Below are 18313 nucleotides of genomic sequence, written 5' to 3'. Positions count from 1 at the left end.
CGCCGGCGACCGAAGAACGGCGCAACCCGCCCTTGGACGCGTCCACCGCGACCTGCGACGGCCGTCATCTAGCCGAAGGTCAGGACGATTCCGCTGTCACGCAGCGTGGTCTCGGGTGTCTTATCAGGGCACGGGCCACACCTTGGGGGGTGTGCGCGAGCTGTCTGAACCGTCACGGGGGTGTGACGGGCAGCTCCCACCTGGCTCCTCCTGGGGGGAGGTGCGGGCGGCCGGCAACGGTGCGCGTCGCGCGCGCACCGGGAGGAGGAGCTCGACCATGTATCGCATCCAGACCCACCTGCCGGGTCCGGTTCCGCGGCGGCGTGTCCGGGGGATCGCCGTCGCCGGGTCCGCTGTCGTGTTCGCCGGTGCCGGCCTGGGCCTCGCGCCCGCCGCAATGGCCGACCCACCCGGCAACAACGGCACCGTCAAGGTCGACGGCACCGACATCGAGTCCGTGCCGGACAACGACCCGCACGTCGGCTGCACCTTCACCATCGACTGGTTCAACTTCGACGACGCCGCGACCTCGACGGTGACGTTCGCGCTGCAGGCGTCGACGACGGACGGCAGCCTCTCGGTCGACGGACCGGGCACGGTCACCCTCCAGGACGACCCCGCGGGCGGGGCCGGCGGCGACCCGGACGGCTCGCAGGCCTACACGCTGTCCTTCGACGGCTCGCCTCAGCCCCAGCAGGGCTACCACGTGAAGCTGACGGTCAACACCACCGGCTCCCAGGGGTCGGACGTGAAGTCCAAGGTCTTCTGGGTGCAGGGCTGCGACGCCCCCACCCCGGAGCCCACGCCGACGGCGGAGCCGTCGCCCACGGAGTCGCCCACGGTCCTGCCCACCGAGGAGACCGAGACCCCGGAGCCGACCGAGCAGCCGAGCGAGAGCCCGTCGGTCCTGGGGACCGAGGACTCCGAGGAGAGCCCGGCGCCCGCGGCGACACAGCCGCCGTCCGCGGCTCCCGAGGAGGCGGCGGCCGTGCCCACGGAGGTGGCCGCGGGTGCCACGGCCGAGCCGGACAACGCGCTCGCGCTCACGGCGCTCGCCGGCGCGGCCGGCCTGGCCGCGCTCAGCGGCGGTGCCGTGCTGCTGCGGCGGCGCCGGGGCTGACGCGCCCGTGCTCGCAGGACCGGTGGCCCGGCCGTTCGTGCCGGGCCACCGGGTCAGCGGCGCTGGCCGAAGGTCAAGACGATGTTGAGCTCGCCGTCGTCAGCGCGCCGGACGCCGATCCCGGCGACCCGCGCGCGGCCCTTCATGATCACCGTGCGGTGGCCCTCGGAGGCCATCCACGCGTCCACGATCTGCCGCGGGGTGGGGTCGCCCCCACCCCAGGCGATGACCTCGCCGACCCACTGCAGCCGGCAGTCGCGCAGGACCTTGCCCATGTCGCGATGGGCCTTGGTGTCCACGGTGGTCAGCTTCTGGGCCCACCGCTCGGCGCCGGTGTCCTGGCAGCTCTGGATGCGGCGCACCGGCACCCGGTCGCGGGCGACGCGCCGCTTGTTGATCAGGTGGACCACGCGGGTCTCGAACTCGTCGAGGTTCTTCTGCGGGTCGGCGTCCGGGTCGACCGGGGCGAGTGGGGCGAGGGAGGCGCTCGCCGGTGAGGTGGCGAGGCCGGGCAGGAGGGTGGCGAGGACGGCCAGGGCGAGCGTCGCCACGAGGCGGGGAAGGCGTGACATGAGGGAACTCCGTTCGAGCGTGGCCGGGGGAGGACGACGGCCACCAGACTTGAGTACTAGTAGACCATGAGACTTTGGTATATGTCACCAGATCGACCAGGATCCGTGCGCCCGGGGCGCCATCGCGGCCGCCCCGTCCCACGCCCCCGGCTGACCGCCGTACTCCTGACCACGGGCGCGGCACTGCTCGTCGTGGCGTGCGGGCAGCAGCTGCGCGCCACCTCCGACACCGAGGTGACCGCCCGGCCGACCGGCGCATCGGCGAGCGGCGCCTCGACGGGCACCGGGCCGCGCGCACTCCCGGTGCGGGACGTCCCGGCGCCGCGGGAGACGCCGCGCCCGGCACCGCGGCCCGCGGAGCCCACCCGGGTGGACCTGCCGAGCCTGGGCGTCTCCGCTCCGGTCGAGCCGGTCGACGCGCCCGACGGCGTGCTCATCCCGCCGGCGGACCCGGGTCGCCTCGGCTGGTGGGCCGAGGGCGCGCTGCCGGGCGCGGCGCGCGGTAGCGCACTCATCGCCGGCCACACCGTGCACGACGGCGCCGCGCCGCTGAACGAGCTGGAGCGGGTGGCCCCGGGCGACCGGGTGCGCGTCGGCACCCGGCGCGGCCCGCTGGCCTACCGGGTCACCGACGTGGAGGTGCTGACCAAGGGGCGGCTGGCGGACCGCGCGCAGGCGATCTTCTCCCAGGAGGTGCCCGGACGGCTGATCCTGCTGACCTGCGAGGACTGGGACGGCACCCAGTACCTCAGCAACGTGGTCGTCACCGCCGAGCGGGTACGGCGCTGACGACGAGCCGCGGAATCAGTGCTGGTAGGTGCCGGTCAGGATCGCCCGGCCGAGGGTCTTGAAGGCGAGGTTGAAGGAGACGACCGCCGCGGAGGCGTCGTCGTCCACCCCCAGCGACTCCTCCGACACCGCGTGCACCACGAAGTAGTAGCGGTGCACCTGGTCGCCCGGTGGCGGAGCGGCGCCCATGAAGCCCTTCTCGCTCCCGTCGTTGCGCACGTGGAACGCCTTCCCGGGGAGATCGCCGGCGGCCGCGCCGGTGTCCAGCGAGGTGACGTCGGCGGGCAGGTCCACCAGCACCCAGTGCCAGAAGCCGGACGGCGTCGGCGCGTCGGGGTCGAAGCAGGTGACGACGTAGGACTTCGTCCCCTCCGGCGCGCCGGACCAGGACAGCTGCGGGCTGATGTTGCCCTCGGAGGCCACCTGGCCCGGGCCCAGCGGCTGGCCGTCGGCGACGTCCTCGCTGGTCACGGTGAAGGAGGCGGTGGCAGGGAGCAGGTCGTAGGGGTCGGGCTTGACGGGTCGCTCGATGCTCATGACGTGGACCCTAGTCCGGACCCCTGAGCGCGGACCACCAGACTGGTGCCGTGACCGAGCAGACCGACCCCGCGCCGTACCCCGTCGGACTGCGCCTCGCCGGACGCCGCGTGGTGGTCGTGGGCGGCGGTCACGTCGCCCAGCGCCGCGTGCCGGCCCTGATCGCGGCCGGCGCTGACGTCCTGCTGGTCTCGCCCGAGGTCACCCCCGCGATCGAGGGCATGACCTCGGAGATCACCTGGGCGGCGCGCGGCTTCGAGGAGGGCGACCTCGATGGTGCGTGGTACGTCGTCGCCGCGACCGACGACCCCGACGCCAACGAGCGGGTCAGCGCCGCAGCCGAGGAGCGGCGGATCTTCTGCGTCCGCTCCGACGACGGTCGCGAGGGCTCGGCCTGGACCCCGGCGGTCGGCCGGTACGGCGGCATGACGGTGGCCGTCCTCGGCAACCGAGAGCCCCGGCGGTCGGCGGGCCTGCGGGACGCGGTCATGGCGGCGATCGGCTCGGGCGAGATCGACGTCTCCTCGGCCCACGAGAGCCAGCCCGGCGTCGTCCTGGTGGGCGGCGGCCCCGGCGATCCGGACCTGGTGAGCGCCGCCGCGCGGCACGCGCTGGCGAGCGCCGACGTGGTGGTGGCCGACCGGCTGGCGCCGCGCGAGCTGCTCGACGAGCTGGGGGCGCATGTGGAGCTGGTGGACGTGGCGAAGCTGCCGCGCGGCCGCTCGGCCCTGCAGGAGGAGATCAACCGGGTCCTGGTGGACCGGGCTCGCGAGGGCAAGCGGGTGGTGCGCTTCAAGGGCGGCGACAACTTCGTCTTCGGCCGCGGCTTCGAGGAGCTGCTGGCGTGCGCCGAGGCCGGGGTGCCGGTCGAGGTCGTGCCGGGGCTGTCCTCGGCGATCGCCGTACCCGCCCGCGCCGGGATCCCGGTGACCCACCGCGGCATGACGCACGAGTTCTGCGTGGTCAGCGGCCACCTGCCGCCGGGTCATCCCGAGTCGCTGGTCGACTGGGAGGCGTTGGCCCGCCTGCGTGGCACGGTCGTGCTGATGATGGCGGTGGAGAACGCCCCGGCGATCGCCGCCGCGCTCGTCGAGGGCGGGCGCGCGCCGGACACCCCCGTCGCGGTGATCGTGGAGGGCACGATGCCGGGGGAGCGCACCGTGCTCTCGACCCTGGCCGCCCTGGGCGACGACCTGGTCGCCGAGCAGGTCCGCCCGCCCGCCATCATCGTCGTCGGCGACGTGGTGGCGCTGGCCCGCCCGGAGCACTACGCGCGTGGCTGAGCTGGTCCGGGTCGACGACCCGGCGGACCCTCGGCTGGGGGACTACCGCGACCTGCGCGACGTCGAGCTGCGCAAGCACCTGGAGGCCGAGCACGGGCTCTTCCTCGCCGAGGGGGAGAAGGTGGTCCGGCGCGCCGTCGAGGCCGGCCATCGCCCGCGCTCCTTCCTCATGGCCGAGCGCTGGCTGGCCGGGCTGGCCGACGTGCTCGACGCCTCCGACGCTCCCTGCTTCGTGGTCAGCGAGGCGCTGGCCGAGCAGGTCACCGGCTTCCACGTGCACCGCGGCGCCCTCGCGTCGCTGGAGCGCACGCCGCTGCCCTCGGTCGACGAGGTGCTCGCCGGCGCGCGGAGCGTGCTGGTGCTGGAGGACGTCGTCGACCACACCAACGTCGGCGCCATCCTGCGCTGCGCCGCCGCCCTCGGCTTCGACGCGGTGCTGCTCTCCCCGCGGTGCGCGGACCCGCTCTACCGGCGCGCGGTCAAGGTCGCGATGGGCGCGGTGTTCTCCGTGCCGTGGACCCGGCTGCCGGAGTGGTACGACGCCCTGCCGGACCTCTCCCAGCGCGGCTTCACCACCGTCGCGCTCACCCTCGCCGCCGACGCGGTCCCGGTGGAGGAGGCGGTCGCCGGCCTGGACCGGGTGGCCCTGGTCCTCGGGTCGGAGGGTCACGGCCTCTCGGCGCGCTGGCAGGCCGCCGCGGACCGTCGGGCGATCATCCCGATGCACGGCGGCGTCGACTCGCTCAACGTCGCGGCCGCCGCGGCGGTGGCCTGCTACGTCACAGCTCGCCGGTGACCGCCTCGGGCCCGGCATGCTCGGCCGGCCACTGGGGCGGGTAGTCCTCCGCCGCACGGTCGTGCTCCTTGCGCAGCCGCTTGAACGCCTTGGTCGAGATCCGGTCGCCGAAGACGGTGCCCTGCGTGTGGTCGGTCTCGTGCTGCAGGCAGCGTGCCAGCAATCCATTGCCGGAGAACTCCACTCGCTGCCCGGAGAGTCCGGTGCCGGTGACGCTCGCGCGGTCCGGTCGGGCGCACTCGACGAACGCGCCGGGGTAGGAGAGGCAGCCCTCGAGGTCGTCGTCCAGCCGCCGGTCAACGCCCTCGGGCAGCGTCAGCTCGGGGTTGCAGACGACGCCCGCGAACCGGCGGCCGTCCTCGTCGGGGCAGTCGAAGACGAAGACGGCCAGGTCGACCCCGATCTGGCAGGCGGCCAGCCCGACCCCCTCGGCGGCGTACATGGTCGCCGTCATGTCGGCGACCAGGGAGCGGAGCTCGTCGTCGTACGACGTCACCGGCCGCTGGGCCCGGTGCATGACCGGCTCACCCCACCGGGTCATCGGGCGGACGCGACCGCCCTCGGGGAGCGGGTCGTGCGGCGTCTCGGGGGCCTGCTCGGTCATGCCCTGCATCGTAGGGTGACTCGACCCACAGGACGGCATCGTAGCCGGATGGTGTAACTGCGAGTTACATTATCCGCATGTCCCTGACCAAGACTCTGCGCCCCGGCGGCCGGAACGGGCTGTCGCGCAGCGAGAACCGAGACCCGATCGGCATCCTGGTGGCCGGCCTCAACCGGCTGGCCCGCAGCGACGTCCTCGACCGGGTCGGCCTGCGCAAGCAGGCCGAGCAGACCGTCTTCACCGTCACCCGCGGAGGGTTCCGGGTCGCCACGACCGCCGGCCGCTCGTTCCGCCGGATGGGGAGCTCGCAGAAGCCGGGGACGCGCACGTCGACCGCGCCCGCCACCGGCGTCTTCGACCTCACCCCGACCGAGGACGAGCAGATGCTCGCCGACGTGGTCGGCGAGCTGGCGACCGAGGTGCTCCGGCCGGCCGCCGCCGAGGCGGACGACGCGTGCCAGGCGCCGGAGGAGGTACTCAAGGCCGGCCAGGAGGTCGGCCTGCCGCTCCTCGGCGTGCCCGACGAGCTCGGCGGGATCGCCGAGCAGCGGTCGGCGACGGCCGGCGTCCTGGTCGCGGAGGCCCTGGCCAAGGGCGACATGGGTCTGGCGGTCGCCAGCCTCGCTCCGGGCTCGGTCGCCACCGCGCTCGCCCTCTGGGGCACCGACGAGCAGCAGCAGACCTACCTGCCGGCGTTCACCGGCGACGACGTACCCGCCGCGTCGCTCGCCCTGACCGAGCCGCAGGTGCTCTTCGACGTGCTCCGGCCGCAGACCACCGCGACCCGCTCCGAGGACGGCTTCGTCCTGAACGGCGTCAAGGCGATGGTGCCGCGCGGCGCCGACGCCGAGCTCTTCGTGGTCGGTGCGCTGCTCGAGGACCGGCCCGTGCTGTTCCTCGTCGAGTCCGGCACCGAGGGGCTGGAGATCGAGGCGGAGCCCGCGATGGGCGTCCGCGCCGCGGCCCTGACCACGCTGCACCTCAAGGACGTCCGGGTGCCGGCCACCGCCGTCCTGGGCGAGACCGACGGCAGCACCTACACCGAGTGCGTCCGGCTCTCGCGTCTCGCCTGGTGCGCACTGGCCGTGGGCACCGGCCAGGCGGTGCTGGACCGCGTCATCCCCTACGTCAACGAGCGCGAGGCCTTCGGCGAGCCGATCGGCCACCGCCAGTCCGTGGCCTTCATGGTCGCCAACATCGGCATCGAGCTGCAGGGCATGCGGCTGGCGACCTGGCGCGCCGCGGGCCGTGCCGCCCAGGGCAAGGACTTCGCCCGCGAGGTGGCACTGGCCCGGCGCCTGTGCACCGAGCGTGGCATGCAGATCGGCAACGACGGCGTCCAGCTCCTCGGCGGGCACGGCTTCGTCAAGGAGCACCCGGTGGAGCGGTGGTACCGCGACCTCCGGGCCATCGGCGTGATGGAAGGAGGCGTGCTCGTCTGAGACGGGCCACCCACCATGATCAACCTCGAAGTCCCCAAGAAGCACCGGGCACTGGTCGACCAGGCCCACCAGGTCGCGATGAACATGCTGCGGCCGATCTCCCGGAAGTACGACCGGGCCGAGCACGAGTACCCCCGCGAGCTGGACATGCTCGCGGCGATGATCGACGGGCTCTCGGAGTCCGGCGCCTCCGAGGGGGCCGGCGCCGCGGGCGTGCGCCGCTCCGAGGGCGAGGACACCGGCGTGCGCAACGGCGCCAACCTCGCCTCGGTCCTCTCCATCGCCGAGATGTGCTGGGGCGACACCGGGCTGCTGCTCTCCATGCCCCGCCAGGGGCTCGGCAACTCCGCCATCGCCTCGGTCGCCACCGACGAGCAGCTGGAGCGGTACGACGGCACCTGGGCCGCCATGGCGATCACCGAGCCGGGCACCGGCTCGGACTCCGCCAGCATCCGCACCACCGCGGTCAAGGACGGCGACGAGTACGTCCTCAACGGCGAGAAGATCTTCGTCACCTCCGGCGAGCGCGCCGACAGCGTGGTCGTGTGGGCCACCCTGGACAAGTCCCTCGGCCGGGCCGCGATCAAGTCCTTCGTGGTCCGCAAGGACAACCCGGGCATGAAGGTCGAGCGACTGGAGCACAAGCTCGGCATCCGTGCCTCGGACACCGCCGTCATCACGTTCACCGACTGCCGGGTCCCGGCCGAGGATCTGCTCGGCTCGCCCGAGGTGGACGTCAAGCAGGGCTTCGCCGGCGCGATGGCGACCTTCGACAACACCCGCCCGCTGGTCGCCGCGATGGCGGTCGGCTGCGCCCGCGCCTCGCTCGACCTCACCCGCGACCTGCTCGAGCAGGCCGGGGTCGAGATCGACTACGACAAGCCGGCCCAGCTGCAGCCCGCCGCTGCGGCGACCTTCCTCCGCCTGGAGGCCGAGTGGGAGGCGGCCCGACTGCTCACCCTGCAGGCCGCCTGGCTGGCCGACAACCGCAAGCCCAACTCGCTGGAGGCCTCGATGGCCAAGGCGAAGGCCGGCCGGGTGGGCACTGAGGTGACCCTCTCCTGCGTCGAGCTCTGCGGGGCCGTGGGCTACGCCGAGGGCGAGCTGCTGGAGAAGTGGGCGCGCGACTCCAAGATCCTCGACATCTTCGAGGGCACCCAGCAGATCCAGCAGCTCATCGTGGCCCGTCGGCTGCTGGGGCTCTCCAGCGCTCAGCTGAAGTGAGGCGACCGGCCGACCCGCCCCCCGCGCGGGTCGGCCGGCCCCCACCCCGAGCCCTCCCGGAGGATCCCCCCATCCCCCGGGAGGACGATCAGCCGACCGCCCGGAACGGGTCGTGCTCGGCCAGCAGCTTGTCCACGCGCGCCTGGTCCAGGCGCCCCAGCAGCGAGTGCTCCTCCTGCGCGTCGCGGACGCACTTGGCCAGGGAGAACGCCGACGTGGTCAGGAACAGCGTGCCCAGGGCCAGGAAGGCCTTGATCCACGGGTCCGCGGGCAGCAGGTAGACGGCGACCAGCATGGTCATCAGGGCCACGCCGAAGGAGATGGCGGCCTGGGCGTAGTAGGCGGTGGTGTTCCGCACGGTGCTCTTCTCGGTGCTCATGGCGAAGAGCCTGTCGGGTTCGCGGCGTCGCCGTACCCGTGCCGATGCCTGACTCGTCTGAGTATGCGCACCCGGTTCCGCGTGGACGTGCGTACCGACCGGCTGGTCGGATGGTGGCCATGAAGCTCTATGCCGATACCCCGGTACGGCGGACCCGCCAGGTCGCCGGCGACCTGCTGTTCGTGCTGTGGCTGGTGCTCTGGGTCTACGTGGCGGGAGTGGTGCACGACGCCACCACCGAGCTCGCCGACCCGGGTCGCCAGGCGGAGCGGGCGGCCGAGCGCCTCTCCGGCGGGCTCGGCGACGCCCGGGACTCCCTGGCCGACGTACCCCTGGTCGGCGAGCGCGTCGCCGCGCCGTTCGACCTGGCCACCGATGCCTCCGACGAGCTCGCGCAGGCCAGCCGCGACCAGGTGCGCGCGGTGGAGTCGCTGGCCTTCTGGCTGCGCCTGTCGATCGCGACCATGCCGACCCTGCTGGTGGCCGCCTTCTACCTGCCCGGACGCGTGCGGTTCGCCCGCCGGGCGAGTGCCGGGCAGCGGTTCGTCGACTCGGCCGACGACCTGGACCTGTTCGCGCTGCGCGCCCTGGCCACCCAGCCCATGCACGTGCTCGCCCGGGTGAGCGACGACCCCGCGGGTGCCTGGCGCGACCGGGACCCGGCGGTCATCGCCCGGCTGGCCGAGCTCGAGCTGCGCTCGGTCGGCCTGCGACCGCCGCGATAGCAGCGCATTCGGGCCCGCAGGTGTGAGGATGACGCCATGACCCCGACCGTGAGCCCCCGGACCACCAAGCTGAAGGATGCCGACCGCACCGACCTGATCGTGGACGTGCTCGACGACGCCTTCGGTCCGCTGATGCGCCACAACCCCGCGGCCTTCCGCACCAAGTTCCGCAAGATGGCCGCCGACCCGCACTCGTTCTACCGCGGCAGCGCCAGCCTGTTCTTCGCCGACATGACGGCGCGCGAGGACCCGTTCGCCAACGACGAGGGGAGCCGGATCTGGATCCACGGCGACCTGCACGTGGAGAACTTCGGCACCTACCTCAACTCCGACGGGCTGATGGTCTTCGACGTCAACGACTTCGACGAGGCCTATCTCGGCACCTTCACCTGGGACCTCCAGCGGTTCGTCGCCTCCCTGGCCCTCCTGGGCTGGCAGAAGGCACTGCCGGAGAAGGAGGTACGGCGGCTCATCGCGCGCTACGTCGTGCCTACCTCGCCCAGGTCGACCACTACGCCGACGTGCAGAACGACGAGGACTTCGCGCTGCACTTCGACAACACGACCGGAGCCGTGCACACCGCGCTGGTCGCGGCCCGCTCGATGCGGCGGGCCGACCTGCTGGCCGGGTCCACCGAGCAGGTCGACGGCCGCCGGGTGTTCCGCGACCGGCCGGGCGTGCGGCGGCTCTCCCAGGCCGAGCGGAGGAAGGCGGTGCGCGCCTTCGAGGGCTACCTCGAGACGATCCCGGAGGACAAGCGCTTCGACCGCGACCTGTTCTACGACCTGCACGACGTGGTGGGCCGCAGCGGCTTCGGCATCGGCAGCGCCGGCCTGCCGGCGTACTCCCTCCTCGTCGAGGGATACAACCAGGCGCTGGACAACGACGTGGTGCTCTCGATGAAACAGGCCAACGTGCCGGCACTGAGCCGGTTCGTCGACCGGGCGCAGGTGGAGGGCTACTTCCTCAACGAGGGTCACCGGACCGTGGTGAGCCAGCGGGCGCTGCAGGTGCACACCGACCCGCTGCTCGGCCACACCGAGATCGACGGCGTGGGGTTCGTCGTCTCCGAGGTCTCGCCGTACGAGGTCGACCTGGACTGGCGCAACCTGACCGAGCCCGACGACATGGCCGAGGTCGTCGACTACCTCGGGCGCGCCACCGCGAAGATCCACTGCGCGTCGGACGAGGACAGCGACCAGGACCTCGTCGAGTTCCAGGTCGAGGCCGCGATCGTCGAGTCGCTGAAGGGCCGCCGCCGCGAGTTCACCACCTGGCTGCAGGACTTCGGGGTGGAGTACGCCGACCGCGTGCGGCGCGACTATGCGCTGTTCGTCGACGCGTTCCGGGAGAACCGGATCCGGGTCAGCGCCACCTGACTCCCGCACGACGTCGCGCCGAACAACGTCATACGTCCCGGGGAAGCGGTTCCCCACTCCGCATGACGTCCTGAGCCGTCCGGGCATAGCGTCATACGTTCCGGGGAAGCGGTTCCCCACTCCGCATGACGTCCTGGCGCAGGGGCAGGGGCGGCTGGTGTCAGCCGAGCAGGCGGGCCCCGCGGGAGGGGACGGCGCGCAGGAAGCGCGGGGCGGTCCAGCCCTTGAGCGCGAACGCCCCCGCCACGGCGCCGCGCAGCTGCTCCACCGCGCCGGTGGGGACCAGGGCGAGCGCGGAGCCGCCGAAGCCGCCTCCGGTCATCCGGGCGCCCAGCGCACCGGACGCGACGGCGGTGTCGACCACCAGGTCCAGCTCCGGCGAGCTGACCTCGAAGTCGTCGCGCAGCGAGGCGTGCGAGGCTGAGAGGGCGGGCCCGATGTGGCCGGCGCCGCCACGGGCGAGGGTGTCGACGACCTCGTTCACCCGCGCGATCTCGGTGACCACGTGCCGGGCGCGCCGGCGCAGGACCGGGTCGGAGAGCCGCTCCACCTCGGCCGGGGTCGCCGCGCGCAGGGAGGCGTGCCCGAGCTCGGCAGCGGCCGCCTCGCACTCCGACCGCCGGCTCGCATAGCCGCCGTCGGTGAGGGCATGGCTGACCCGGGTGTCCACCACCAGGAGCGTGAGGTCGTCGGTCGCCAGGTCCAGGGCCACCTCGCGGCGGGAGTCGGCGTCGAAGTCGAGCAGCAGGGCGGACCCGGCGGCGCCGTACACCGCCACCGTCTGGTCCATCCCACCGGTCGGGGCGCCCGCCACCTCCGCCTCGGCCCGGATCCCGGCAGCGACCACCGTCTGCTGGACCGGCGTCTGGCGCGGGTCGCGCCCCAGCAGGGCGGCGACGGCGCTGCCCACCGCGCACTCGATCGCCGCGGAGCTGGAGAGCCCGGACCCGAGGGGCACCGTGCTGTCGACGTACACGTCCAGGCCCGGGATCGGCCAGCCCTCCTGGCGCAGTGCCCACAGCACGCCGCCGACATAGGCCACCCACCCGCGCAGCTCGCCGGGGCCGGTCCGGTCGACCCGCCCGGTCCAGGGTGTGTCGGCCTGGGCGCTGGCGACGCGGAGCCGGTCGTCGTCCCGCGCCGCCATCGCCACATAGGTCGCGTGCGGCAGCGCCAGCGGCAGGCACAGGCCGCGGTTGTAGTCGGTGTGCTCGCCGATCAGGTTCACCCGCCCCGGGGCGACCCCCACGACATCGGCGCGGCGGCGCCACGCGCTCTCGAGGCCCGCTCGCACCCGCTCGGCCAGCCGGTCCGGCTCCCCGGCGTCCCACCACGTCATGCCCGGGAGCCTATGTGGTCGTGCCCCGTGACCTTTCCACCCACGGCGCGTTGGACGCCTCGAGTGGCCACTCCTTCGGTGCCACTCCCTGCGATGTCCGGTCCGGGGGGACCGGCTCCACGTCGCCGGGCCCCGGGATCTCGTGGACTCCGGGGCCCGGCTGGGCAGGAATGGGTAGGCTTCCCTCACGTGCGCTTCCTCGACGGCCATCAGCCGCCCCACGACCTGACCTACGACGACGTCTTCATGGTGCCGCAGGCCTCCGCCATCGGCAGCCGCTACGACGTCGACCTGGCCACCAGCGACGGGACGGGCGCCACGATCCCGTTGGTCGTGGCGAACATGACCGCGATCGCCGGCAAGCGGATGGCCGAGACCGTCGCCCGCCGCGGTGGCCTCACGGTGATCCCGCAGGACATCCCGCTGCCGGTCGTCGCCGACGTGGTGCGTGAGGTGAAGTCCCGGCACCTGGTCTTCGACACCCCGATCACCCTCGGTGGGCACCAGACCGTGGCCGAGGCGCTCTCCCTCATCCCCAAGCGTGCGCACGGCGCCGCCGTCGTCGTCGAGGGCGGCCGCCCGGTCGGCGTGGTGACCGAGGAGGACTGCGCCGAGGTCGACCGCTTCGCCCAGGTCGGCCAGGTGATGCGCTCGGACATGGTGCTCATCGGCCAGGACACCAGCCCGCGGGAGGCCTTCGACCGGCTCACCGGCGCCCACGGCAGCCTCGCGGTGGCCGTCGACGAGGGCGGCTGCCTGCTCGGTGTGCTGACCCGGCTGGGCGCGCTGCGGGCCACGCTCTACGACCCGGCCGTCGACGCGGCCGGTCGGCTCCGGATCGCCGCCGCCGTCGGCGTCAACGGAGACGTGGCCGCCAAGGCCCGCGAGCTGCTGGACGCCGGGGTGGACTGCCTGGTGGTGGACACCGCACACGGCCACCAGGAGCGGATGCTCGAGGCGCTGCGCGCGGTCCGCTCCCTCGACCCCGGCGTGCCGGTGGCCGCGGGGAACGTGGTCTCCGCCGAGGGGACCCGCGCGCTGATCGAGGCCGGGGCCGACATCGTCAAGGTCGGCGTCGGGCCGGGCGCGATGTGCACCACCCGGATGATGACCGGGGTCGGACGGCCCCAGTTCTCCGCCGTCCTCGAGTGTGCCGCCGAGGCCCGGGCCGCGGGCCGCCACGTGTGGGCCGACGGGGGAGTGCGCCACCCCCGCGACGTCGCGCTCGCGCTCGCGGCCGGCGCCTCGTCGGTGATGGTCGGCTCGTGGTTCGCCGGCACGCACGAGTCGCCCGGCGACCTGCAGGTCGACTCCGAGGGGCGCGCCTACAAGGTCTCCTTCGGCATGGCCTCGGCGCGGGCGGTCGCCAACCGGACCACGGGCGAGTCGGCGTACGACCGTGCCCGCAAGGGTCTCTACGAGGAGGGCATCTCGTCCTCGCGGATGTACCTCGACCCGGCGCGCCCCGGCGTGGAGGACCTGATCGACCAGATCTGCTCGGGGCTGCGCTCCTCCTGCACCTACGCCGGCGCGACCGGGCTGGAGGACTTCCACGAGCGCGCGACCGTCGGCGTCCAGTCCGCGGCCGGCTTCCACGAGGGGAGGCCGCTCACCACCTCGTGGTGAGCACGACCATGGCACGGCGCTGGCTGGTGGTCGCCGCCACGGCGGCCGAGGCGGCTCACGTCCCCGCCGACCTCCCGCTCGTGATCACCGGGCTCGGGAAGACCGCGGCCGCCGTGGAGACGACCCGCGCCCTGGCGGCGTACGACGACCTGGACAGCCTGACGGTGATCAACCTCGGCACCGCGGGGGCGCTGCGCGACGGCCTCACCGGGCTGCACGAGCCCGGCACGGTGCTCAACCACGACATCAACGCCGAGGCGATCCGGGCGTTGGGCTACGACCCGGAGGAGCGGCTGGAGACCGGGCCGGGGGAGCTGGTGCTGGCCTCCGGCGACCTCTTCGTCTCCGACCCCGGGGTCCGTGAGCGGCTGGCGCGGCAGGCACACCTGGTGGACATGGAGGGGTACGCCGTGGCCTGGGCCGCGCGCTCCTTCGGCGTGCCGGTGCGGCTGGTCAAGCACGTCTCGGACAACGCCGACGAGTCCGCCCAGGACTGGCCGGCGATGGTCGACGCGAGCGCCCGCGCGCTGGCCGACTGGGTCGCCGACCTCACCTCATCGGCGTGAGGAGTTGGCGGTGCGCCCACGCACCACGCCGACGAAGTCCTGCGTGACGTCGTCGTCGCGCTCCACCAGCCACGCGAGCCCGACCCTGGTGGGCTCCAGCTCCGGCACCGGGCGGCTCACCACGTCCTTGGGCGCGAACAGCCGCGCGACCGACTGGGGGAGCAGGACCACGCCGGTTCCGGCCGCCACCGTCTCCACCGCCTGCTTCTCGCTCATCGCGGGCCAGTCCAGCTGCTCGACCTGCGGCTCCCAGCCCGACCGGTGGGGGGCGACGAGCTGCTCGTCGGTCAGGTCCGCGAGCTCGACCTCCTCGCCCGCCGCCACGAAGTGCTCGCGGCCCGCGACGACCACCTGCACCTCGTCGTAGAGCGGGATCAGGTGCAGGCCGTCGCGGTCCACGGGCAGTCGGACCAGCGCCATGTCCACCGACCAGTCGCGCAGCCGGGACTCCTGCTCGCTCTCCGCGAGCGGCACCAGCTCCAGGGGACGCCGGGGGTAGCGCTCCCGCCACACGCGGGCCCACTTGTCGGGGGTCGCGCCGGTCACGAAGCCGACTCGGAAGGGTTGCGCGCTCACGCGTGGAGCGTAGTCGTCACGCCTCTCGACTCGGGCCGGGTCCCGGGTGCTACCTTGCTTCCGCCGTGGTGCACGGGAAGCCGGTCCAACGCCGGCGCGGCCCTCGCCACTGTAGCCGTCGAGCGAGACGGCCCTTGCGGAGCAGCTCGGGTTGCTTCGGACCACTGGGCGCGAGCCCGGGAAGGTCGGCCGTCGAGCATTGACACGGAAGCCAGGAGACCGGCCACGGCGCGTCACGTTCCACGAGGGTTTGGAGAACCAGATGCGCAGCCGACCTGTGCCCCCCGTCCCGGCCGCCCTGTGCGGCGCGGTCCTCGGGCTCGTCCTGACCGGGTGCGCGGGAGCGCCGGTCGCGAGCGACGCCGCCGCGACGGGCTCGCCCACGGGCGGGCGCTATCCCGTCGAGATCGAGAGCTGCGGGCACACGACCACCATCTCGACGCCGCCCGAGCGCGCCGTCACGCTCAACCAGGGAGCGACCGAGGTGGCCCTCGCCCTGGGGCTGGAGGACCGGCTGGTCGGGACGGCGTACCTCGACGACGCGGTCCCGCCCCGGTGGCGTGCCGCCTACGAGTCGGTGCCCGTGCTGGCCCGGGAGTACCCCCAGCGCGAGGAGCTCCTCGCCGCAGCACCGGACTTCGTCTATGCGTCCTATGCCAGCGCCTTCGACGCCAAGGTGGCAGGCAGCCGCACCGAGCTGGAGCAGGCGGGTACGCCGGCCTACCTCTCGCCGTTCGGCTGTGACGACGCCGCCCGGCAGCCGCGCGCCTCGTTCGACGCGGTCTGGGACGAGGTCGACGCCGTGGCCGCAGCGTTCGGCGTGCCCGAACGCGGCGAGCGGCTCCGGCGGGAGCAGGAGGACCGGCTGGCGGCCGTCCGGGAGGAAGGCAGCGGCAGGGGACTGGAGGCGCTCTGGTTCGACTCCGGACGTCGCGCCCCGCTCGTCGGGGGCGGTGCCGGCGGGCCCCAACTCGTCCTGGACGCCGTCGGCGCGGAGAACGTGTTCGCCGACGTCGACGCCGACTGGGCCGAGGGGAGCTGGGAGGACGTCGTGGCCGCCGATCCCGACGTGATCGTGCTGGCCGACGCCGACTGGGACCGCGCTCGCGACAAGATCGCCTATCTCCGGCGAGACCCCGTGCTGAGCCGGCTCACGGCCGTCCGGGAGGGACGGTTCGTCACCGTGCCGTTCTCCGCCTCGACCGTCGGCGTCCGCCTGGTCGACGGTGCCGCATCGGTGGCCCGACAGCTCGACGACCTCGACCTGGAGCGATGACCCTGTCCCGACCTCTCCTGCTCTCGACGGTCGCTGTGGGCGTCGTCGCGCTGATGCTCGCCAGCATGGCGGTGTCCCTCGGCGTGGGCGCCGTGCGCGTCCCCCTGGACTCCGTGGTCGGCGTGGTGCTCAGGCGCATGCATCTGGGCGACTTCGGGGTCACGGTGGTCGCCGACCAGATCGTCTGGCAGCTGCGGATGCCTCGCGTGCTCGGGGCGGCCGCGGTCGGCGGGGGACTCGCCGTGTGCGGCGCCGTACTCCAGTCCCTGACCCGCAACGACCTCGCCGACCCCTACCTCCTCGGCATCTCCTCGGGCGCCTCAGCCGGGGTGGTGACGGTGATGGTGCTCGGCGTGTCGGTGGCCGGCCTGGTGGGGTCCGCCGCGGTGACCGCGGCCGGGTTCCTCGGAGCACTGGCCGCGCTGGTCCTGGTGCTCGGCCTCGCCACGGGCCCCCGCGGCGCCCTCTCCCCGACCAGGACCGTCCTCGCCGGAGTGATCGTCGCCCAGCTGTGCGGGGCCTACGTGTCCGTCGTGGTGCTGATGAGCGGCGACCAGGACGCCGCCCGACGGGTGCTGTCGTGGACGCTCGGCTCGCTCGCCGGCATGCGATGGGAGTCGGCCGTGCTCGTGGCCGCGGTGGCCGTGGCCGGCACCGCCGTGGCGGTGGCGGTGGCGGGGCAGCTCGATGCGTTCGCGTTCGGCGAGGTAGCCGCGCGATCCCTGGGGGTGCGGGTGGAGCGGCTGCGGTGGCTGCTGCTGGTGGTGACCGCGCTGATGACGGCCTGCCTGGTGGCGTACGCCGGCGCGATCGGCTTCGTGGGCCTGGTCGTGCCGCACCTGGTCCGGGGCGTCACCGGCCCGGCGCACCGGGTGCTGCTGCCGCTGTGCGCCCTGGTGGGTGCCACCCTGCTGGTGTGGTCCGACACCGTGGCCCGGTCGCTGGTGGAGAGCCAGGAGATCCCCGTGGGCGTGGTCACCGCCGCGATCGGCGCCCCGTTCTTCTGTTGGATGCTGTTCCGGATGCGGGGCCGCGCATGAGCCTGAGCGCAGCCTCGGTCGGCTGGACGGTCGACCGCACCGTCGTGCTCGACGACGTCACCGTGGCGTTCCGCCCCGGGGTGATGACCGGGCTGCTCGGCCCCAACGGGTCGGGCAAGACGACGCTGCTCACGGTCCTCGCCGGGTTGACCCGCCCGTGCACCGGGCGGGTGCGGCTGGGGGAGGATGACGTGACCCGGATGGCCCCGCGGGACCGGGCACGACGACTCGCCCTGGTCGAGCAGGAGGCGACGACCAGCCTCGGCCTGCGGGTGCGCCAGGTGGTCGAGCTCGGCCGCTCGCCGTACCGATCGAGGTTCTCCCACGGCGACTGCGCCGGCGACCGGATCGTCGACGCCGCGCTCGCCACGGCGCGGGTGGACCATCTGGCCGAGCGGTCGTGGCACACCCTGTCCGGCGGGGAGCGGCAGCGCACCCACCTCGCCCGCGCGCTGGCCCAGCAGCCGGAGGTGCTGCTCCTGGACGAGCCGACCAACCACCTCGACCTGCACCACCGGCTGGACTTCCTGGACCGGGTCCGCAGGCTGGGGCTGACGGTGGTGGCCGCCCTGCACGACCTGGAGCTCGCGGCGGCCTACTGCGACGACCTCGCCGTGCTGGACCGCGGTCGGCTCGTCGCGCACGGCCCGGTGGCCGAGGTGCTCACCTCCGAGCTGCTCGCCCGGGTCTACGGCGTGGACGCCGACGTCGAGCCGCACCCGGTGCACGCGCGGCCGCACGTGCGCTGGAACGGGGTGCTCCCGTGAGGCGCCCACTGAACCAGCGGGCCCAGACCCTGTGCGCGTTCCTCGAGGAGCGGCTGACCGAGGACCTGGCCCGCGTCTGGGAGCGCAGCGAGCACCCCGACGCCCACCGTCGACCGGGTGCGGCCACGCAGGTGGCGGTCGTCGACGACCTGCTGTCCCTGCTCCGCTCCGGGCGGCTGCCGGAGCGTCGGGAGCTGCGGATCCTGATCTTCGGCTACGCGGCGCATCCGGACTTCGACCCCGCCTGGGAGGCGCTGCTCCGGCCGTGAGGTC

19 protein-coding genes, 1 pseudogene and 1 riboswitch are annotated in these 18313 nt (G+C 73.7%); of the genes and pseudogenes, 14 read left to right on the top strand and 6 right to left on the bottom strand.

Annotated features, from left to right (window positions below):
* The first annotated feature begins 277 nt into the window (after nucleotides 1-277).
* Nucleotides 278-1120, top strand: a complete 843-nt coding sequence (locus tag K8W59_RS09185) for a hypothetical protein (protein ID WP_223399541.1) — start codon at nucleotides 278-280, stop codon at nucleotides 1118-1120.
* 53 nt (nucleotides 1121-1173) lie between these two features.
* Here K8W59_RS09185 and K8W59_RS09180 read toward each other — a convergent pair whose 3' ends face one another.
* Nucleotides 1174-1692 carry a CAP domain-containing protein gene (locus K8W59_RS09180; protein WP_223399540.1) on the bottom strand — a complete coding sequence of 173 codons (519 nt, stop codon included), beginning with the start codon at nucleotides 1690-1692 and terminating at the stop codon, nucleotides 1174-1176.
* 105 nt (nucleotides 1693-1797) lie between these two features.
* Between K8W59_RS09180 and K8W59_RS09175 the strand changes: the two genes are divergently transcribed.
* Entirely contained in the window at nucleotides 1798-2481 is a 684-nt protein-coding gene (locus K8W59_RS09175; protein WP_223399539.1) for a class F sortase, read from the top strand.
* Nucleotides 2482-2496: 15 nt separating this feature from the next.
* Here the strand turns inward: K8W59_RS09175 and K8W59_RS09170 are convergent, their stop codons facing one another.
* Nucleotides 2497-3018 (bottom strand): YbhB/YbcL family Raf kinase inhibitor-like protein, encoded by a 522-nt coding sequence (locus K8W59_RS09170; RefSeq protein WP_223399538.1) that lies wholly within the window; start codon nucleotides 3016-3018, stop codon nucleotides 2497-2499.
* A 50-nt stretch (nucleotides 3019-3068) separates the two neighbouring features.
* Here K8W59_RS09170 and cobA point away from each other — a divergent pair, with 50 nt between their 5' ends.
* The gene (gene cobA, locus K8W59_RS09165) at nucleotides 3069-4301 is read left to right on the top strand and encodes a uroporphyrinogen-III C-methyltransferase (protein ID WP_223399537.1); all 1233 of its coding nucleotides are present in this window, start codon (nucleotides 3069-3071) and stop codon (nucleotides 4299-4301) included.
* The gene (locus K8W59_RS09160) at nucleotides 4294-5097 is read left to right on the top strand and encodes a TrmH family RNA methyltransferase (protein ID WP_223399536.1); all 804 of its coding nucleotides are present in this window, start codon (nucleotides 4294-4296) and stop codon (nucleotides 5095-5097) included. The genes cobA and K8W59_RS09160 overlap by 8 nt, the downstream gene beginning before the upstream one ends.
* Here K8W59_RS09160 and def read toward each other — a convergent pair.
* Nucleotides 5081-5701: a peptide deformylase gene (def, locus tag K8W59_RS09155; RefSeq protein ID WP_223399535.1), complete on the bottom strand. Its 621-nt coding sequence runs from the start codon at nucleotides 5699-5701 to the stop codon at nucleotides 5081-5083. The two genes, K8W59_RS09160 and def, sit on opposite strands and share 17 nt — an antisense overlap.
* A 77-nt stretch (nucleotides 5702-5778) precedes the next feature.
* Between def and K8W59_RS09150 the strand changes: the two genes are divergently transcribed.
* Together K8W59_RS09150 and K8W59_RS09145 are read left to right on the top strand one after the other, a co-directional pair.
* Nucleotides 5779-7143, top strand: a complete 1365-nt coding sequence (locus tag K8W59_RS09150) for an acyl-CoA dehydrogenase family protein (protein ID WP_223399534.1) — start codon at nucleotides 5779-5781, stop codon at nucleotides 7141-7143.
* A 15-nt stretch (nucleotides 7144-7158) separates the two neighbouring features.
* Entirely contained in the window at nucleotides 7159-8367 is a 1209-nt protein-coding gene (locus K8W59_RS09145) for an acyl-CoA dehydrogenase family protein (RefSeq protein WP_223399533.1), read from the top strand.
* Between the two features lie 88 nt (nucleotides 8368-8455).
* Here K8W59_RS09145 and K8W59_RS09140 read toward each other — a convergent pair whose 3' ends face one another.
* On the bottom strand, nucleotides 8456-8746 hold the full coding sequence (locus K8W59_RS09140) for a YiaA/YiaB family inner membrane protein (protein WP_223399532.1): 291 nt from the start codon (nucleotides 8744-8746) through the stop codon (nucleotides 8456-8458).
* A 119-nt stretch (nucleotides 8747-8865) separates the two neighbouring features.
* Between K8W59_RS09140 and K8W59_RS09135 the strand changes: the two genes are divergently transcribed.
* Together K8W59_RS09135 and K8W59_RS20370 are read left to right on the top strand one after the other, a co-directional pair.
* Complete coding sequence (locus tag K8W59_RS09135) at nucleotides 8866-9471, top strand: hypothetical protein (RefSeq protein ID WP_223399531.1); 606 nt, start codon at nucleotides 8866-8868, stop codon at nucleotides 9469-9471.
* 36 nt (nucleotides 9472-9507) lie between these two features.
* Nucleotides 9508-10850, top strand: a pseudogene (locus K8W59_RS20370) (DUF2252 domain-containing protein).
* A gap of 160 nt (nucleotides 10851-11010) precedes the next feature.
* Here K8W59_RS20370 and galK read toward each other — a convergent pair.
* Complete coding sequence (gene galK, locus K8W59_RS09125; RefSeq protein WP_223399530.1) at nucleotides 11011-12189, bottom strand: galactokinase; 1179 nt, start codon at nucleotides 12187-12189, stop codon at nucleotides 11011-11013.
* Nucleotides 12190-12378: 189 nt separating this feature from the next.
* Between galK and K8W59_RS09120 the strand changes: the two genes are divergently transcribed.
* The gene (locus K8W59_RS09120) at nucleotides 12379-13815 is read left to right on the top strand and encodes a GuaB1 family IMP dehydrogenase-related protein (protein WP_223399529.1); all 1437 of its coding nucleotides are present in this window, start codon (nucleotides 12379-12381) and stop codon (nucleotides 13813-13815) included.
* Nucleotides 13812-14381: a nucleosidase gene (locus K8W59_RS09115; RefSeq protein WP_223399528.1), complete on the top strand. Its 570-nt coding sequence runs from the start codon at nucleotides 13812-13814 to the stop codon at nucleotides 14379-14381. Before K8W59_RS09120 ends, K8W59_RS09115 begins: the two co-directional genes overlap by 4 nt.
* Here the strand turns inward: K8W59_RS09115 and K8W59_RS09110 are convergent.
* Nucleotides 14370-14957, bottom strand: coding sequence for a LysR substrate-binding domain-containing protein (locus K8W59_RS09110; RefSeq protein ID WP_223399527.1), 588 nt, complete (start codon nucleotides 14955-14957; stop codon nucleotides 14370-14372). The genes K8W59_RS09115 and K8W59_RS09110 overlap by 12 nt on opposite strands.
* A 49-nt stretch (nucleotides 14958-15006) precedes the next feature.
* Nucleotides 15007-15199, top strand: a riboswitch (cobalamin riboswitch).
* Between the two features lie 20 nt (nucleotides 15200-15219).
* Here K8W59_RS09110 and K8W59_RS09105 point away from each other — a divergent pair.
* Genes K8W59_RS09105 through K8W59_RS09090 form a run of 4 tightly spaced genes read left to right on the top strand, consistent with a single transcriptional unit; the run spans nucleotide 15220 to nucleotide 18309 of the window.
* The gene (locus K8W59_RS09105) at nucleotides 15220-16233 is read left to right on the top strand and encodes an ABC transporter substrate-binding protein (protein ID WP_223399526.1); all 1014 of its coding nucleotides are present in this window, start codon (nucleotides 15220-15222) and stop codon (nucleotides 16231-16233) included.
* Nucleotides 16230-17273 carry a FecCD family ABC transporter permease gene (locus K8W59_RS09100; protein ID WP_223399525.1) on the top strand — a complete coding sequence of 348 codons (1044 nt, stop codon included), beginning with the start codon at nucleotides 16230-16232 and terminating at the stop codon, nucleotides 17271-17273. The genes K8W59_RS09105 and K8W59_RS09100 overlap by 4 nt, the downstream gene beginning before the upstream one ends.
* The gene (locus K8W59_RS09095; protein WP_223399524.1) at nucleotides 17270-18040 is read left to right on the top strand and encodes an ABC transporter ATP-binding protein; all 771 of its coding nucleotides are present in this window, start codon (nucleotides 17270-17272) and stop codon (nucleotides 18038-18040) included. Before K8W59_RS09100 ends, K8W59_RS09095 begins: the two co-directional genes overlap by 4 nt.
* Entirely contained in the window at nucleotides 18037-18309 is a 273-nt protein-coding gene (locus K8W59_RS09090) for a hypothetical protein (protein WP_223399523.1), read from the top strand. Before K8W59_RS09095 ends, K8W59_RS09090 begins: the two co-directional genes overlap by 4 nt.
* The last annotated feature ends 4 nt before the right edge of the window (nucleotides 18310-18313 follow it).

Source organism: Nocardioides rotundus (assembly GCF_019931675.1).
GTDB classification, from domain to species: Bacteria; Actinomycetota; Actinomycetes; order Propionibacteriales; family Nocardioidaceae; genus Nocardioides; species Nocardioides rotundus.
This window is presented reverse-complemented; position numbering and strand designations above follow the sequence as displayed.

Bases quoted from the DNA above. Each gene is read 5' to 3' on its own strand.
- K8W59_RS09095 (WP_223399524.1), top strand. From the start codon at position 17,270: ATGAGCCTGAGCGCAGCCTCGGTCGGCTGGACGGTCGACCGCACCGTC.
- K8W59_RS09145 (WP_223399533.1), top strand. From the start codon at position 7,159: ATGATCAACCTCGAAGTCCCCAAGAAGCACCGGGCACTGGTCGACCAG.
- K8W59_RS09140 (WP_223399532.1), bottom strand. From the start codon at position 8,746: ATGAGCACCGAGAAGAGCACCGTGCGGAACACCACCGCCTACTACGCC.
- galK (WP_223399530.1), bottom strand. From the start codon at position 12,189: ATGACGTGGTGGGACGCCGGGGAGCCGGACCGGCTGGCCGAGCGGGTG.
- K8W59_RS09150 (WP_223399534.1), top strand. From the start codon at position 5,779: ATGTCCCTGACCAAGACTCTGCGCCCCGGCGGCCGGAACGGGCTGTCG.
- K8W59_RS09135 (WP_223399531.1), top strand. From the start codon at position 8,866: ATGAAGCTCTATGCCGATACCCCGGTACGGCGGACCCGCCAGGTCGCC.
- K8W59_RS09180 (WP_223399540.1), bottom strand. From the start codon at position 1,692: ATGTCACGCCTTCCCCGCCTCGTGGCGACGCTCGCCCTGGCCGTCCTC.
- K8W59_RS09185 (WP_223399541.1), top strand. From the start codon at position 278: ATGTATCGCATCCAGACCCACCTGCCGGGTCCGGTTCCGCGGCGGCGT.
- K8W59_RS09170 (WP_223399538.1), bottom strand. From the start codon at position 3,018: ATGAGCATCGAGCGACCCGTCAAGCCCGACCCCTACGACCTGCTCCCT.
- K8W59_RS09105 (WP_223399526.1), top strand. From the start codon at position 15,220: ATGCGCAGCCGACCTGTGCCCCCCGTCCCGGCCGCCCTGTGCGGCGCG.
- K8W59_RS09100 (WP_223399525.1), top strand. From the start codon at position 16,230: ATGACCCTGTCCCGACCTCTCCTGCTCTCGACGGTCGCTGTGGGCGTC.
- def (WP_223399535.1), bottom strand. From the start codon at position 5,701: ATGACCGAGCAGGCCCCCGAGACGCCGCACGACCCGCTCCCCGAGGGC.